Consider the following 17180-nt stretch of genomic DNA (forward strand, 5'->3'; position numbering starts at 1 on the left):
ATTGCTCGTCACAATCACTATACCAAACCGAAGCGGTGTTTTCTATTTTGCAAGAGATTAATATTTTCTTGGTTTAGCTATACTTATCAAGGGTTTAAAGCCAATTTCGCTCTGCGAAGGTTGAGAATATAAGTTAAGATCAACTAATTGAAGTAAAAAACTTCGTGATCTGTAACTTCCTTTTTTTGATCATTTCATTATTCAAGACTACAGACTTCCAATTGATGAAGAATCTTTTAATCTTCAAACAGTATAATTCTATAATATGGTATTCTACTTACAAATCAAATCAGGAAATGAAGCCGTCGAATCGGTTATGGAGGATCCTGTGAACATTACGGGTATACATTCTGATTGGAAAGTGGAAAAAATCGAATTCGCCAAGTTAACGGGAGAACGAGCCAGAAGCGCGGGGGCTAATGGCAGAATCGGCATTCATGGCAAAAGCTGCACAGTGGATATCGCTAGAATTACGATCGATGGGCAAACGGGTTACGGTAGCTCGATTCAAATGACGCCGAAATGGGCCGAAGACATGATAGGCCGCCGATTGCTTGACTTATTCGACGACCGGAGCAGACTGCGCGAAGAGTATCGTTTGCAATTGGAATATCCAATATTCGATTGGTTGGGACAGAGACAAGGCAAGCCTGTTTATGACTTGGTGTCGGGTGCCCACTTGGAAAGAGGAGTCCCATTGGTTGTCCCCTGCTATGATACCTCTCTCTACTTCGACGATTTGCATCTGCCCGATGAGAGAACCGCGGTCGCGTTGATGCAAGAAGAAGCGATACAAGGATATGCGAAGGGCCATCGTCATTTTAAGATTAAAGTTGGTCGAGGCGGACGCCATATGCCACTCTGGGAAGGGACGAAACGAGATATCGCGATCGTACATGGGATCTCGGAAGTGGCAGGTCCTACAGGCAAGATCATGATCGATGCGAATAATGCATATAATTTGAACTTAACCAAAGAGGTCTTGGCGGCTTTGGCGGATGTGAATCTGTATTGGCTGGAAGAAGCGTTCCATGAGGATGAAGCCTTGTACGAGGACCTGAAGGAATGGCTCCGGCAACGTGGGCAGAATGTGCTTATCGCGGATGGGGAGGGGCTTGCCTCACCGCATCTTATTGATTGGGCGACTCGCGGCCGTGTCGATGTGCTGCAGTACGATATCATCTGGCCCGGCTTCACGCATTGGCTGGAATTAGGCGAGAAGTTGGATACGCAAGGGTTGCGGTCAGCGCCTCATTGTTACGGCAATGCTTATGGCATTTACGCATCGGGGCATTTGTCAGCCGCGGTGCGCAACTTCGAATTTGTGGAATACGACGACATTACAATTGAAGGAATGGATGTATCAGGGTATCGAATCGAAAACGGAGAGATTCATATTCCGACCACGCCGGGTTTCGGAATCGTCTTCGACGATGATCTTGTAACAAACCTTATAAAGCGATCCGGCTGGTCCTTGGGAATCCGATAATAAGCCAGAGAATTTAATGATTTTGGAGTACGGATTTCTATTATATTGTGGATAAGCGCTATTGCGTTGCAATAGCGCTTATTAGTGTGGTCAAGATGGTTTAAATCCTAATCAAGTTGTTGAAGGTCCAATGGGATTTGGCTAGGCAGCAGGATTTAAAACAATCCGTATCCCTGTTTCGTATTTGAATTATATAGGGAGTGCACCAAATTATACGATTAATTCTACATGGCTGAACAGAGTTAAAACAGTCGTTGACTATGCCTACAACGAGGGCTTGCATGTAATCATTAACATTCATGGAGACGGTTACAATTCAGTTACCGGGTCTTGGCTGTTGGTCAATTCAAGCGATCAAACAACGATTAGAGCAAAATATCAAAAAGTCTGGCAGCAGATCGCAAATACGTTTGTAAATTATGATGAGCATTTGATCTTTGAATCCATGAACGAAGAATTTGATGGTACTTATGGCACACCTAACACCACATACTATTCAAATCTTAATGCTTATAATCAAATCTTTGTAGATACCGTAAGACAAACCAGAGGAAACAATAGTGCAAGATGGCTTCTTATTCCTGGCTGGAATACTAACATTGATTATACAGTTGGTAATTATGGCTTTGTGCTTCCTACAGACAATTATAGATCGTCTACAATTCCGAGTTCTGAAAAGAGAATCATGATATCCGTTCATTATTACTCGCCTTGGGACTTCGGTGGTGAGGAATCCGGCACAATAACCCAATGGGGAGCAACAGCTATCAACGCTTCGAAAAAATCAACCTGGGGACAGGAAGATTATTTGGATTCGCAACTAAAGTCCACGTATGATAAATTCGTAATACAAGGATATCCTGTGGTCATCGGTGAATACGGTTCCATAGATAAAACTGCCTTTGATTCAACGAATAATACTTATCGTGCGGCATTTGCAAAAGCAGTAAGCGGGACTGCCAGGAAATACGGTTCTGTACCTATTATTTGGGATAATGGAGTCAACGGACAGTATGGTTTTGGATTGTTAAACAGGTCTACCAATGCTATAACTCAGCAAGGAATTATTGATGCGATCATGAGTACTATGAGCACTCATAAAATGAAGAACGTTACTACAGGTTTGTATATTGACGGCATGCGCCGTACGACAAACGGCTCAATTGCAGGCCAATGGAGCGAAAGCACCAGCAACAACCAACGATGGGTAATGGAATTCTACGAAAGCTATTACAAAATAAAAAATGTTGCTACAGGTTTGTATCTTGACGGCATGGGCCGTACCACAAACGGCTCCATTTGCAGGCAGTGGAGCAACGGTACCAGCAACAACCAGCGGTGGGTATTGGAAGCCTACGGAAGTAATTACAGGATAAAAAATGTTGGTACCGGACTTTATTTGGATGGCGGGGGCAATGCTACAAACGGCTCCGACTTGAAATTGTGGAGCAGCAACACCAGTACCAACCTGCAGTGGCAGTTTGTTAATCCCTAATCGTAATAAAAACAAATGGATGGTTACAGTAGGCCAATACAATCGTGTGACCTCCTCTGAAAATAAGTTCAAGTCACGATTCGAACAGCAGCATTTCAATGTACTAACCATACGATTACGTTAAATGGAATGGCCCGAGGACGGTTTTTTCGACGACTGATCAGCGTCAGATACAGCAAAAATATGACTGTATCTGACGCATTTGATTTCGTGGTGCGGTACTACCCCAATATTTGATCTGTAGCAGGAGTAGTTGTTCAACGAAAATAAAGTTTTAGACTAACGTAGTTGTAAGTAACTCATGAATACATAGCCTTCAGATAACACAGCATTCACGCATCGGGCCATACGGCCCGCGGTCCGCAAGATGTTTTTTCGAAGCAGCGGAAGCAGTGGACAACCCTGCACCGGCTAACTGCGAAAGCGCAGCCGCTCCTTCGGAGCCTGAGCCGGTGAGGGTTCGTGAATGCAAGAACGTTATATGAAAAGGCACGAAGGGCGGAAGAGGAGAGACCAATGGACATACATGATATTCCTGTTGAATTTGTAGATCAAATAGGAGCGATTAAGAACATCTCATTCCCTCAACAAGGGCATACTTCGCTTGTTGTTAAAATTGAAACTCGTGATCAGCAGTTCATTATTAAAAAGACTGAGCATGGTTTATTTAATGAATGGTTATCGGAGGAATATAAAGCATTACAATATCTTTCGACTACTGGACTACCGGTTCCAAAGGCATATGCTTTCCATATTCAGGACAAATCTAGATGGCTACTCATGGATTATATAGATGGAATTAGTTTGAGACATTTCCTGGCATGTAAACCTAATCTCAGGGATAGAGAGAAAGTTATATCTAACTATGGTTTATGTTTAAAGCAAATCCATGAAAGCCAATGCCCTGTTGGGTTGCGCAAGAATGATCAATCTTGGTTAGATATGATGCTCATGAAGGCAAGCCACAATCTTGCTAATTATAATGTGAATGGCACTGAAGAATTACTTATACGACTGAAAAATGATAGACCTAAACCGATTGAGAATACTCTGATTCATGGCGATTTTCACACTAATAATGTATTGGTTAACTACAATAATGTAATTGGTATTATCGATTGGCCTAGAGCTGCGTTTGGTGATCCGCGATTTGATATCGCGTTGGCAATCAGACCTAAGCAGGATGTTTTTGATCACAAGGGGGATAAAGAATTATTCTTTGAATCCTATGGTAGATTAAGGATAACAGATGAAGAATATAGGTATTTCCAAGAAGGTTTGTATAAGTTCTTTTAAATATCGCTTCGAAGGTGCCCCATCAGATAGACGATGAATTTGAAAGCGAGATTGTTACAGACAAATGTATATCGAAGAAGTGGATTTCACTGGGCATGTAACTCTTGTTGTTTTTAATAAAGTAAAGGAACCTATATCTTTTAAGCTGGCTGATCATGACGATTTTAATATTGTTGCAAATGGATTTATGTGGTTGCAGTATTTTCCAAGCAATGCCCATCATACAATAACGGCAGTTATTAATGAAAAAAGAGAGATAGTTCAATGGTATTTTGAAATTACCTTGGCTAATGATCTGACTAAAGATGGAATGCCTTATTTTGATGACCTATTTCTGGATGTGGTAGTGTTGCCTAACAAAGAAATATTTGTATTGGATGAAGATGAATTATTAAATGCATTGAAAAACGAAAAAATATCGGAGGACGATTATAGATTGGCAAGAGTGGAGCTAGATAAATTACATACGACTTTAACGGCTGGCAACTATGATTTACTAAAGAGATGGGATGCTGATTTTAAAACATTATGCTCTGTTATTTAAGTTACTGTTAGTTTGTGGGTGTGCGATGCCCATTAGAGGTTGTCATGCAGCGGCGGATAGCTACCTGGAATTCCGGCTACGAAGAGGACGGCTCTGTGCCAAAGCCGGTGAGATTGTGGCAGCAGGCTGTTCATATGCCAGGTATCTATGACCTGGAGGTTGACACCTCGGTGCTTAGTTCCGAAGAGTGTGCCGCCCTGATCCGCCAGCGCCTCGAAGAGGGGCTACTGCCTTCGGCTTTCCAGCGTCTTGAGGTTTAGATCAGGAACTTCTTTTCATTTCAATCAAGGGGGAAGCAAATGTTACAGGTAGATAAGCCCGGGCAGATTATTATTATAAATGGAACTCCGCGATCAGGGAAATCCAGTATTGCCACTGAGATTCAGAATACGTTCGAAGGTGTGTGGATGAACATTGGAGTCGACCGGTTCATGCAGATGATCCCTGAACGCTGCCGGCCTGGGATTGGGCATCGGCCTGGTGGGGAACGCCCCGACCTTGAGCCACTCATTGTGACCCTGTATCAAGCCATGTATGAGGCTATTGCTGCGCACAGTCGCCTGGGGCTGAATGTTGTAGTTGATGTCGGTCACCACGATGCTTATTCGATCCCGCGGGGGATTCTTCCCAGCTGTGCCCGGATCCTGAGTGGACTGCCCGTTTTGTTTGTGGGTGTGCGATGCCCATTAGAGGTTGTCATGCAGCGGCGGATCGCTACCTGGAATTCCGGGTATGAAGAGGATGGCTCTGTGCCAAAGCCGGTGAGATTGTGGCAGCAGGCTGTGCATGTGCCAGGTATCTATGACCTGAACGTTGACACCTCAGTGCTCAGTTCCGAGGAGTGTGCACGACTGATCCGCCAGTGCCTCGAAGAGGAGCCGCCACCCTCAGCTTTCCAGCGTCTTGAGGCCATGACGTAGGTGGTGGAGTATCCACTCTGAAACTACTCAGAAAGCGCAACAGTCGTATTATCTACCATGTATGGTGAAATTTGTTCCTCTACTTTGTTTTTTGATGCATCATCAACGTTTTTCGCTGTTGTAGCGTCTTGCTCCCGCCCTTATAACTCTATATACTCCTTTATATCCGCCAGAGGCAGGCCCGTTGAACGGAGAACCTCACGCTTCGGCAGCTCCTCTTTTTACTTTAATAAATTAGAATGCGAGTATATTAACAGATTAATTTTCGATAATAAAGGGCATTCATAATGGAAAATAAATTTCCAGTAGGTGAGTGCTTATGTTTTTTCGAAAACTTGTACTAACGATTGCCATCTTTTTCATGGTATGTCATCCGGTTGATTCAATTCAAGGTTCGAGGAAGGTGCCTGCGAAAGTTTCTTTTTTGCGGGACGGCAACGTGTGGGTATATGTGAATGGTACGGAGATTCAGGTATCGAAATCGGGGAGGGCGATGGCCCCGGAATGGTCCGTTGATGGAAAATTACTTTCCTATGTTGAAGAAGATGGAGGGGACCCGCTTCAGCAGAGCGTTCAGATCTATGATGTCAGCGCCAAGAAAACGATAAAAATCTATAAAAGAGGGTATTTGCCGAAGTGGTCTCCCAGCGGTGAAATTCTCGCTTATAAAGACGGTACCGTTCTCAACGTTTCCGACTTCAAGCAATTCAATAACGCTGCAATTGGAGTTGGTGAATATATCTGGATCCCTGACGGCAGCGGATTCATTTTATCAAAGAGTGGCACTCTCACTCCGGAAGGATGGACGGGAGGGACACTTTATAGGAAGGTTCTTCCACAGAATTGGGCGGAGGCGGGGTATTTGGAGAATGTCGACAAATTCTTTAGGCTGCCGAATGAGATATCAAGTAACGGTACAAAGATTATTGCGGTCGATCCCAGTAATTTTTCTTTCTCACCGAGTGGCGGCTGGCTTTCTTTTGTTGTATCACCGACCGCATCTTGGTCTATGGACAGCAATATGATTTGCGCGATCTCAGCAGACGGCCTTCATTTTGAAGTATTGGATGAGATCATTCTGGAAGTCGGACTTCCGAAATGGGCGCCATCGAAAGATATTTTAGCGTATATTGCAGGGGGAGGAAGACTGGTGTTCGGATTTAGGGATAAAGATTTAAAAACGAGGGAATTCCCTGCATTCGCAACCTATACACCTAAGAACTATGCCGACTTGGATTTCGCATGGAAGGATGACTATACGATCTTTGTCTCCCGAATTAAAGAAGCTGAATGGTCGAATGATTTTTCTAAGCATCCTCTTCCGGCTTTATTTGTCATTGACACAGTCTCGGGTAAGCAAAGCCAAATTACGGGCCCTCCGGAAGGATATGCTGATTACAGTCCCAATTACATCCGTTCCGCCGATAAATTGATTTGGATACGACGAAAATATTATTATAAAGACGCTAATATCTGGATTGCCAATCCTGACGGAAGTGAAGCAAGCCTATGGTTGAAAAATGCCGATTCACCGGTAATTTATTCACCGAAGCTTTAATGTGAAGTTAGTAATTGTTGTTGCATGGTTTCTAGATGTTACAAGTCCGCGTAAATCGCGGGCTTTTTTAGTTATGCGATCAAGTTCTTGTCACATCTGCGGCCGTACGAAATCCGGAAGAGCGAAACTTTTCCATAGTATCGGATGACAACGAGCGGCCTCGCTTGGTTTACCTCGAAAAAACCATAGATCTTATCTATCGTTATCATTGAAATAATGATATTGATCTATAATCTTTAATTTCATAGAATGAGGCATCAGGAGAGAGTTGCATTAATCGAATAGAAATAAGGGTTCCTCATTGCGCTTCCGGGAGAGGTGCACGCTGCATTCGATAAACAATAATTTGTAAAGAAAGTGGTGACCGTCCATGTAAACCATGGCTGCCGTACAGAAACAAAGAAGCATCGGTTCTATTCAATTCTTACCCTTTAATCTATTTGCGTCTGTTATGGGAATTTTAGGTCTGTCATTGGCTTGGAGATATTACTGGCTGGACCGCTCTTTCCCTGAATTCCTTACGGTGTTGAATCCTCATAGAGGGAGGATAGTTCAGCATAGTTGAAGAATTCAGGTTAGAGAAGATTTTGGGGGAGATGGTTTAGGTGAATGAAATTATTATCCTAAAAGTTAATCATCTAGATACTCATAAATTAAAACAGTTGGTTGTAGAAAGTGCTGGTGAAGGATTTCGTCATATTAAACGGTTAGTAAACGATTTTGAAACAGGAGCTAATATATTCGATAAAGATGGAGAAGCACTCTATATCGCTTATCAGAGCAGCGATGTTGTTGGAGTTTGCGGATTGAATCAAGACCCCTATATGAATAGCAAAAAAGTTGGACGTGTTCGTAGGCTTTATGTTTCCAAAAAGGTACGTCGATTTGGGATAGGGCGAATGTTAATGGATTCTGTTATTACAGAAGCTAGAAAGCACTATAACATGCTTGTACTAAAGACTGATAACCCTATTGCAGATACATTTTATCGCTCTATTGGTTTTTCGGTTAATATTAATTCAGAAAATGACAGTCATTTTCTTCTGTTATCATCCAACTAACGGGACACGTTACTGTAAGGACAACAACTTGCCGGCAATATTGGTCTCGAAAAAATAGTCATACAAAAAGCCTTAGGATTTTATTCCAAAGGCTTTTTTTTGATGAATTTCACAGGCTGCCCGACATAGATACAGTTTGATTATTTCGATTTTTCTGAATATAAAAGAGTAAATAGTTCAAATTTATGGTATGGTATTTTGTGGTGAATGTCATACTATAGGGGCTGCATAAGGATGAATGGGGATACGACTGAGAAAGAGCGGACGATATTTGATCATGCTGGAAATACGATCAAGACAGAAGATCGAGAGATTCGTATTCTTGCCAAGTATGAAGCGCCATTGGTTGTCGTACTAGGAAATGTGCTTAGCGATGAGGAATGCGATGAGCTAATTAAACATTCTAGGGAACAATTGCAACGTTCAAAAATAGGTGGAAATCATGCAGTTAATCAAATTAGAACGAGCAGTGGGGTGTTCTGTGAGGAGAATGAGACGATTACTAGAATCGAGAAGCGATTCTCTCAAATTATGAATATTCCTATCGAGCATGGTGACGGTTTACAAGTTCTGCTGTATACCCCTGGCCAAGAGTATCAACCTCATTATGATTTCTTCGCGGAAACGAGTCGAGCAAGTGCTAACAATCGGATTAGTACACTCGTGATGTATTTGAATGATGTGGAAGAAGGCGGAGAAACGGCGTTCCCCAAGCTTAATATCTCAGTTATTCCTAACAAAGGCATGGCTGTTTACTTTGAATATTTTTACAGCAATCATGAATTAAACGATTTCACCCTGCATGCAGGTACACCTGTGATAAAAGGGGAAAAGTGGGTTGCAACGATGTGGATGAGAAGGCAAGCCCTTCGCTTTTCCTAGACGTAAGATCATACCGTAGAAGCCTATGTGGCGTGATCTTTGAACAGGGGATCAAATCCCCTCGCCTCCGTATCCACCATGGAAGAATCCGACCTCATAAGGTCGGTTTTTTTGATTTTTAGTTCATCATATGAATCCGCTGAAACAGTTGAAGGATTATGGGGAACAAAGTTCGCTATTGAACAGATAGAGAAGAGATGGGGATATTCCATAAATGCGTGCGATTTACTACGAGGGATTAAAAGTTCAGATCGTTGAACTAATATGAAACCGACGCAACTTCCGGATTTCCTTAGGCTGCATAGGACCGCTAGGTAACTATGAAGTGACGGAGTTCGGCTCGAACCATGGTTTTTGATGTGACTTATGATAGCGGGAAATCAAAAAAGAACCTGGGTAGTTTTATCAGGTTCTTTATTATTGCATATAAATAGACACGATGATATAATCATGTTGCGACTTCGATAATTTAGGTTGGCATAATTAATTCAGCTTATACTTAAAGTGTACCATGCCGGTAAACTCTTGTCAAATGTTTTCTCAATTTAATAGTTAGGAGAGATATTGAATGAGTTCTTTGGTTCTTGGTTTTCAGGAAATGGAAAAAACGCAGCTTTTGCTCGTTGGCGGAAAAGGGTTAAATTTAGGGGAATTATCAAAAATTGAAGGAATACAAGTACCAGAAGGATTTTGTGTTACAACAGTGGGAAATCAAAAAGCCATCGAACAAAACGAAACGTATCATGCTTTGCTGGATCGACTAACCATGCTAAAAGTAGAAGATCGAGATCAAATTGGTGAAATCAGCAGGGAAATTCGACAAATCATTATGGAAGTAGAAATTCCATCCGATGTTGTGAAAGCAGTTACTCACTATCTCTCCCAGATTGGTGACGAACATGCTTATGCAGTGCGTTCTAGTGCGACTGCTGAGGATTTACCACATGCCTCTTTTGCAGGTCAACAAGACACCTATTTAAATATCATCGGCAAAGAAGCAATCATGCAGCATATCAGCAAATGTTGGGCTTCCCTATTTACGGACCGTGCGGTAATCTACCGTATGCAAAATGGATTTGACCACAGTCAGGTTTATTTGTCCGTTATCGTTCAAAGGATGGTTTTCCCACAGGCTTCGGGGATTTTATTTAGCGCTGATCCGATTACTTCCAACCGAAAGCTGCTATCAATTGATGCCAGTTTTGGACTTGGAGAAGCGCTGGTCTCTGGCTTGGTATCTGCCGATTGTTATAGAGTACAGGATGGGGAAATTGTCGATAAGAGGATAGCAACCAAAAAAATAGCTATCTACGGACGAAAAGAAGGCGGAACAGAGACAAAACAGATCGATCCTGATCAGCAAAAGACTCAAACACTTACGGAACAACAAATTTTGCTGCTAGCACGCACAGGAAGACAGATCGAAGCTTATTTTGGTTGCCCGCAAGATATCGAATGGTGTTTGGTTGATGATACATTTTATATTGTCCAGAGTCGGCCAATTACGACTTTATACCCGATCCCTGAAGTAAATGATCAGGAAAATCACGTTTATATATCTGTCGGTCATCAACAAATGATGACTGACCCGATAAAACCATTGGGATTGTCTTTTTACCTGTTAATAACTCCTGCACCCATGCGTAAAGCCGGTGGAAGGTTGTTTGTTGATGTTACACATATGCTGGCTTCACCTGTCAGCAGAGAAACTTTCTTAAATACCCTGGGAAAATCCGATCCGCTCATAGAAGACGCATTTATGACCCTAATAGAGCGAGATTTTATAAAATCGTTACCAGATGATAGAAAAGAACTGAGTCCCGATAATATCAGTAAAGGTATGTCGTATGCAGGTTTTCAAGCACAAATCGAAAACGATCCGGCAATCGTTTCTGATTTGATTAAGAACAGTCAAACATCGATAGAAGAATTAAAACAAAACATCCAAACGAAATCAGGAGCAGATTTATTTGATTTTATTCTGGAAGATATCCAGGAATTAAAGAAGATCTTATTTGACCCACAAAGTTCAAAGGTTTTTATGACAGCTATGAATGCTTCTTCATGGATCAATGAAAAAATGTACGAGTGGTTAGGTGAAAAAAACGCAGTAGATACGCTTTCTCAATCTGTACCAAACAACATTACTTCGGAAATGGGTCTGGCGCTATTGGATGTCGCAGATGTGATTCGTCCTTATCCGGAAGTAATTGATTATTTACAACATGTAAAAGATGATAATTTTTTGGATGAACTGGTTAAGTTTGATGGTGGACAGGAAACTCAAGACGCTATCTATGCTTATCTCAATAAATACGGAATGCGATGTGCCGGTGAAATCGATATTTCGAGAACTCGTTGGAGTGAAAAACCAATTACACTTGTCCCCATGATTCTCAGTAATATTAAAAACTTTGAGCCTAATGCTGGCAATCGGAGATTTGAGCAAGGGCGAAAGGAAGCTTTAGAAAAAGAACAAGAGATATTAGATCGATTGAAGCAATTACCGGATGGTGAACAAAAAGCTGAAGAGACAAAACGAGTGATCAGCTTAATCCGGAATTTCATCGGTTATCGTGAATATCCTAAATACGGCATGATTAATCGCTACTTCGTTTATAAGCAGGCTTTACTGAAAGAAGCCGAACAACTCGTACAAGCTAACGTTATTCATGAAAAAGAAGATATATACTATCTCACTTTTGAAGAACTTCACGAAGTCGTACGCACAAATAAACTGGATTATCAGATCATCAGTAAACGAAAAGACGATTACAAATTTTTTGAAAAACTAACTCCCCCACGTGTAATCACGTCTGATGGTGAAATCATTGCGGGTGAGTACAAACGAGAAAATCTGCCAGACAAAGCGATTGTAGGTCTACCTGTTTCTACGGGAGTTATAGAGGGACGAGCACGTGTCATCATAAACATGGAAGATGCTGATCTGGAAGATGGAGATATATTAGTCACCGCCTTTACTGACCCTGGCTGGACATCATTGTTTGTATCCATTAAAGGCCTGGTCACCGAAGTTGGCGGACTGATGACCCATGGAGCCGTTATCGCTCGTGAATATGGCTTGCCAGCAGTTGTCGGAGTGGAGAATGCTACCAAACTGATAAAAGATGGGCAACGTATTCGCGTGCACGGAACAGAAGGGTATGTAGAAATATTATAATGTCTGAATACGTCAAGTAAGAGCCTCAGTCATAAAGGATCTATTTTGGCGCAACAAGCGTAAACGGCTGTCGCCGTCCTCTGTGGCAAAAGCAGTCGTTTCGCGGAGATATATAAGCACATTTATATGTGAAAACGTATAAATTCTTATATATTGAAAAAAAACAAGCCGGCTTAGTGCCGGCTTGCCTTTGATCAGTCATAATAAATTATTCTTGTAGGAGTGCCTTTATAATTTGTTTTTTTCACGTAAAGTTCGGCTTGACCGCCACCGTCAGTAAATCCGATCAAATACATCATTCTCACCAGGGCAGACAGAGCGTTTTCCTATATAGTCTGATCGTTCACTTAAATGTATAATTATTGTCTGAGGTGATTTCAATGGCAAGATCCAAAGAATTTGAAGTTAATGAAGTATTGGATAAAGCAATACAACTGTTTTGGACACAAGGATATGAGAAAACTTCGATGCAGGAATTAGTTGATTTTATGGGCATTCATCGGAGAAGTATCTATGACACGTTTGGGGACAAGCATGCCTTGTTTATGAAAGCTCTCGAACGGTATGAAGCTAAGCAAACCCAAAAAATGAGATTCCTCGTTGAAAAGAAAAAGCCGGTCAAGGAATTAATCCGTGAAATGCTCGATTCGACATTGAGAAATGAAGGAGAGCCTCTGGGATGTTTACTTGTGAATTCGGGTGTGGAATTGGGGGTATTGGATTCGGAAGTTGCATCCTTGGTTGATGAAAGTTATTCCAAGACTGAAGCGTTTTTAACTCGAATTCTTCAGGAAGGGCAGCAAACCGGTGAAATCAGGGCTAACCTTGAAGCTAAAGTTATGTCTCACTTTTTAATGAATGCCTGGTTGGGACTACGCACATTAGTTAAGACCACAACGGATCAACAAAAGCTAAAGGATATTGTTGATACGACGCTGGCTGTATTAGATTGAACGTGATTACAACCAGTGTCATTTTTGAATTCCATATCAATGCGGGCGAATAACAGATAGAACTTAAGGGGCAACTGGACACCCTTAATTGTTGCAACGATACAAGTTCCAAGATAAGAACTTGTATCCTGACCGTAAAAGTGAACAATTTTGGTTATGATGACTAACGGGATCACTTTCTAGGCATAGGTATGAGTTAATCCTTTCAAAATAATTCTTTACCGATCATTCTAGAAATGGTATAGTAAAAGCATGTTAGATCTAACTTTTTTTATTCTAATTAGAACGATCATTCTCGATTATATTGCACACATGAATCTTAACTTTTGGAGGAGAGATGAATATGAAGTACACCGTAATCACAGGAGCAAGCTCCGGCATTGGATATGAGACCGCATTGGCGTTTGCTGCACGTGGCAAAAACTTGATTTTGGTAGCCAGAAGATTGGACAAATTAGAAGAGCTTAAATCGACGATCCAAAATAACCATCCTGACGCAGATGTTGTGATTCGTTCAAGCGACCTTTCGGTTACGGATCAAGCCTATACCTTGTATAAGGATTTAAAGGAATACCAAATCGAGACATGGATTAATAATGCAGGGCTTGGTGAAGGCTCCTTTGTAGCCGAGCAGAAACTGGAAAAAGTCGAAACCATGTTACGCGTTAACATCGAATCCTTGACCATCCTGTCAACACTATATGTGCGAGATTATGCTGACGTAGAAGGTACTCAATTAATTAACGTATCATCAGCACTCGGATATGTCATTGCTGTAGGTAGTGTTGCTTACTCTGCATCAAAATATTATGTGAGTGCCTTCACAGAAGGGCTTGCAAAAGAACTCGAACTAAAAGGCGCGAAAACAAAGGCAAAAATCCTGGCACCAGCCATAACGGAAACGGAATTCGTGAAAAAATCAATCGATGTCGAAGATTTTGATTACTCAGCCAACTTGCCGAAGTACCATACTGCAAAGCAAATGGCGAGCTTCATGCTGGATCTATATGATAGCAACGAAGTGGTAGGGATCGTAGACCAGAACTACGATTTCAATTTGAGAGGGCAAATCTATCCGATCTATGAAGGGCTGTAATATTTATTTGATTGATGGGATACATCATTTGAAAAGGGGAATATGGAAGAATGGAAAAGTTGTGGAGTAAAACGAAAATCGGAAAAATGGAATTGCCTCATCGGTTATCGATGGCACCAATGACACGTAGTAGAGCTCAAGAAGACGGTACACCTGGAGAGGAGGCTTCCCTTTATTACGCCCAGCGCGCATCCATGGGACTTATTATTACAGAAGGTGTGCAACCTTCAGATGATGGTCAAGGTTATTTGTGGTCTCCCTGGATATACACGGAAAAGCATATTGAAGGATGGAGAAAAGTTACAGATGCAGTGCATAAAGCTGATGGGTATATGTATATCCAATTGATGCATGCCGGTCGTATGTCGCACCCCGACAATACCCCATCATCGACAACCCGTAGCACCTTCCCCCATCGCGCCAGGTGCAGAAATGTTTACTGCTACAGGCATGCAGGATATCCCCGTACCACGTGAATTAAGTAAAGAAGATATTCAAACGACCATTGCTGACTTCCGCAAAGCGGCTGCGGCAGCTATTGCAGCAGGAGCTGATGGTGTTGAAATTCATGGAGCTAACGGTTATCTGATTAATCAATTTATCGGGGAGAGTTCGAATACGCGGACGGATGAATATGGCGGATCTATAGAAAATCGTGCTCGCTTCGCCATTGAAGTAGCAAGAGCCATCGTCGATGAGATTGGAGCCGAAAGAACAGGCTTCCGCATTTCGCCAGGGACCCCTCTTGGGGGAATTCACGATGGTGAACAAGGTCCTGAACTTTACCGTTACTTGGTGCAAGAATTAGCTCAATTGGATTTAGCTTACCTTCATATTATGCACCTCGGAAATGAAGAACTGCTCCGAGACATTCGTTCCCTCTGGACGAATCCATTGTTAGTTAATCGGGCTGGACGGGCACTGGAAGATCTTAGTTCTGACATAGATAGTGGTCTTGCTGATCTAGTACCCGTCGGTGTATGGTCATTAGCTAATCCAGATTTAGTGGAACGACTTCAAAAAGGTGCGCCATTGAATGAAGCGGATCCGGCAACATTCTTTGGTCACGGAAGCAAGGGATATACGGATTACCCTACGATGAATGAATTAGCTTCTCAAGAAAGGTAACAATAAAAATGGCGTACAACTGAAAATTGTACGCCATTCTTCTTCCGCGGGCACTGATTATGCATAGAAAGAGGATAAAACATGAGAGCAGCGCAATTGCACAAGTATTCAAAAAAAATTCAACTGGAACTGAATGAGGCGGAAATACCGGTAATCAATAACGATGAGGTTCTCATTAACGTAAAAGCTGCGGGTGTAAATCCATTAGATATTCTGATTATAAATGGCAGTATTCGGATGATTTCTGATTATGAGTTCCCATTAACTTTAGGAAATGAACTATCAGGCGTTATTGAAGCCGTAGGAAAAGAGGTTGTGAATTTCCGTGTGGGTGATCACGTTTATACGCGATTGCCGATGAACCAAATTGGTGCTTTTGCGGAATACGCAGCGGTGAAAGAAGAGGCTCTAGCCATAATGCCTGAAAATCTTTCGTTTACTTAAGCAGCGGCTGTACCCCTCACTGCTTTGACGGCATATCAAGCTTTACATGAAATGCTTCATGCTCAGCCCAATAAAAAGCTGTTTATTCCTGGAGGAACCGGAGGCTTTGGTGCAATGGCAATTCCTATCGCCAAATCCATGGGTTTGTATGTCATTACAAGTGGCTGCGAAAGAGGCAGATCACGTACCCTGTCGATTGGCGCAGACCAATTCATTAATTATAAAGAAGAGAATTATGCTGACGTTCTATCCGACATTGATTATGTGATCGACACCTTGGGAACCAAAGAGATCAAAGCCGAAATGGGTATTCTAAAACCCCAAGGAAAATTGGTATCCTTGAAAGCTGCGCCAAATTATCACTTTGCGGCTGATCAAAATTTTCCATTATGGAAAAGACTATTATTTGGCTTAGTTGGGTCCCCCATCGATTTTTTGGCACGCAAGCATCAAATTGAATATCGTTTTATATTCGTGCAGGCCAATGGCAGTCAGTTACAAGAGGTCACTAATCTTGTTGAACAAGAAAACATCAAGCCCTCAATAGACTCCGTTTATCATTTTAATGACATTAACAAGGCATTGGTTAAAGTCTCTACTGGCCATTCGCAAGGCAAAGTAATTGTAACGTTCTAAGCCGAGCTGTCGTATCTGGAATTCCGATGACAGTGACTTTTAGAAAAGCGACATATTTTTTTATAAGAATGATCATTCCCGAATTTTCAGTCTCTCCGTGCCCTGACCCAAAAAAACTGACACAAGCGTTTCTGTCTAGGGACAAACACCACCTACATTATTGACTGAGTGAAGCTTGAGAATGCAGGCTTTTTAATTTATATGTACGAGAAATTGTGTCATCAAAATGAATAAGTCAGGCACAGAAGTATTCAGTTGTAATCTAATCCATTCAAGCATATATGTAAAAAGCTCCTAAAATTCAGGAGCTTTTTAATTTGGGCAATTTATTTTCTGCTACAAATCAAAAGAGATGAAGCAGCTTTATCAACATATTATTTTTAGCGAGCAATAGAACACATATAATGTGTAACAATATATCCAGATGTTAACTTTTTTAAGATTAACGTCAATCTGAGGCTCTTATTGCATGGTATTGTAATACAAACTGCAGAAGT

14 protein-coding genes and 2 pseudogenes are annotated in these 17180 nt (G+C 41.7%); all 16 read left to right on the forward strand.

All coding sequences use genetic code 11. From position 1 onward, the window contains the following. Positions 1-328: 328 nt before the first annotated feature. The 16 genes and pseudogenes from RCO25_RS28335 to RCO25_RS28410 all read left to right on the forward strand — a co-directional run bounded on the left by RCO25_RS28335 (position 329) and on the right by RCO25_RS28410 (position 16683). A complete protein-coding gene (locus RCO25_RS28335) occupies positions 329-1489 on the forward strand; it encodes an enolase C-terminal domain-like protein (RefSeq protein ID WP_308999437.1) in 1161 nt (386 codons plus the stop codon). Positions 1490-1649: 160 nt separating this feature from the next. Continuing rightward, positions 1650-2483: pseudogene (locus RCO25_RS28340) on the forward strand (glycoside hydrolase family 5 protein); the annotation flags it as partial. Between the two features lie 108 nt (positions 2484-2591). After that, on the forward strand, positions 2592-2984 hold the full coding sequence (locus RCO25_RS28345) for an RICIN domain-containing protein (protein WP_308999474.1): 393 nt from the start codon (positions 2592-2594) through the stop codon (positions 2982-2984). Between the two features lie 516 nt (positions 2985-3500). Continuing rightward, entirely contained in the window at positions 3501-4280 is a 780-nt protein-coding gene (locus tag RCO25_RS28350) for a phosphotransferase (protein ID WP_308999438.1), read from the forward strand. A gap of 64 nt (positions 4281-4344) precedes the next feature. Continuing rightward, positions 4345-4824, forward strand: a complete 480-nt coding sequence (locus tag RCO25_RS28355; RefSeq protein WP_308999439.1) for a ribonuclease FAU-1 family protein — start codon at positions 4345-4347, stop codon at positions 4822-4824. 14 nt (positions 4825-4838) lie between these two features. Further along, the gene (locus RCO25_RS28360; protein WP_308999440.1) at positions 4839-5084 is read left to right on the forward strand and encodes a phosphotransferase-like protein; all 246 of its coding nucleotides are present in this window, start codon (positions 4839-4841) and stop codon (positions 5082-5084) included. Between the two features lie 39 nt (positions 5085-5123). Further along, positions 5124-5744 (forward strand): chloramphenicol phosphotransferase CPT family protein, encoded by a 621-nt coding sequence (locus RCO25_RS28365; protein WP_308999441.1) that lies wholly within the window; start codon positions 5124-5126, stop codon positions 5742-5744. 319 nt (positions 5745-6063) lie between these two features. Then, positions 6064-7302 carry a TolB-like translocation protein gene (locus RCO25_RS28370; protein ID WP_308999442.1) on the forward strand — a complete coding sequence of 413 codons (1239 nt, stop codon included), beginning with the start codon at positions 6064-6066 and terminating at the stop codon, positions 7300-7302. A 605-nt stretch (positions 7303-7907) separates the two neighbouring features. Beyond that, a complete protein-coding gene (locus tag RCO25_RS28375; RefSeq protein WP_308999443.1) occupies positions 7908-8363 on the forward strand; it encodes a GNAT family N-acetyltransferase in 456 nt (151 codons plus the stop codon). A 234-nt stretch (positions 8364-8597) separates the two neighbouring features. Then, the gene (locus RCO25_RS28380; protein ID WP_308999444.1) at positions 8598-9245 is read left to right on the forward strand and encodes a 2OG-Fe(II) oxygenase; all 648 of its coding nucleotides are present in this window, start codon (positions 8598-8600) and stop codon (positions 9243-9245) included. Between the two features lie 568 nt (positions 9246-9813). Continuing rightward, the gene (gene ppsA / locus RCO25_RS28385) at positions 9814-12426 is read left to right on the forward strand and encodes a phosphoenolpyruvate synthase (protein WP_308999445.1); all 2613 of its coding nucleotides are present in this window, start codon (positions 9814-9816) and stop codon (positions 12424-12426) included. A 380-nt stretch (positions 12427-12806) separates the two neighbouring features. Continuing rightward, a complete protein-coding gene (locus RCO25_RS28390; protein ID WP_308999446.1) occupies positions 12807-13379 on the forward strand; it encodes a TetR/AcrR family transcriptional regulator in 573 nt (190 codons plus the stop codon). 343 nt (positions 13380-13722) lie between these two features. Next, complete coding sequence (locus RCO25_RS28395) at positions 13723-14475, forward strand: SDR family NAD(P)-dependent oxidoreductase (protein WP_308999447.1); 753 nt, start codon at positions 13723-13725, stop codon at positions 14473-14475. A gap of 50 nt (positions 14476-14525) precedes the next feature. Next, positions 14526-14951 carry an oxidoreductase gene (locus RCO25_RS28400; protein WP_308999448.1) on the forward strand — a complete coding sequence of 142 codons (426 nt, stop codon included), beginning with the start codon at positions 14526-14528 and terminating at the stop codon, positions 14949-14951. Further along, positions 14908-15603: an oxidoreductase gene (locus tag RCO25_RS28405; protein WP_308999449.1), complete on the forward strand. Its 696-nt coding sequence runs from the start codon at positions 14908-14910 to the stop codon at positions 15601-15603. Before RCO25_RS28400 ends, RCO25_RS28405 begins: the two co-directional genes overlap by 44 nt. A gap of 81 nt (positions 15604-15684) precedes the next feature. Then, positions 15685-16683, forward strand: a pseudogene (locus RCO25_RS28410) (NADP-dependent oxidoreductase). Positions 16684-17180 lie beyond the last annotated feature (497 nt).

The sequence above is a fragment of the Paenibacillus sp. LHD-38 genome (genome assembly GCF_031157315.1).
In the GTDB taxonomy this organism is placed as follows: domain Bacteria; phylum Bacillota; class Bacilli; order Paenibacillales; family Paenibacillaceae; genus Pristimantibacillus.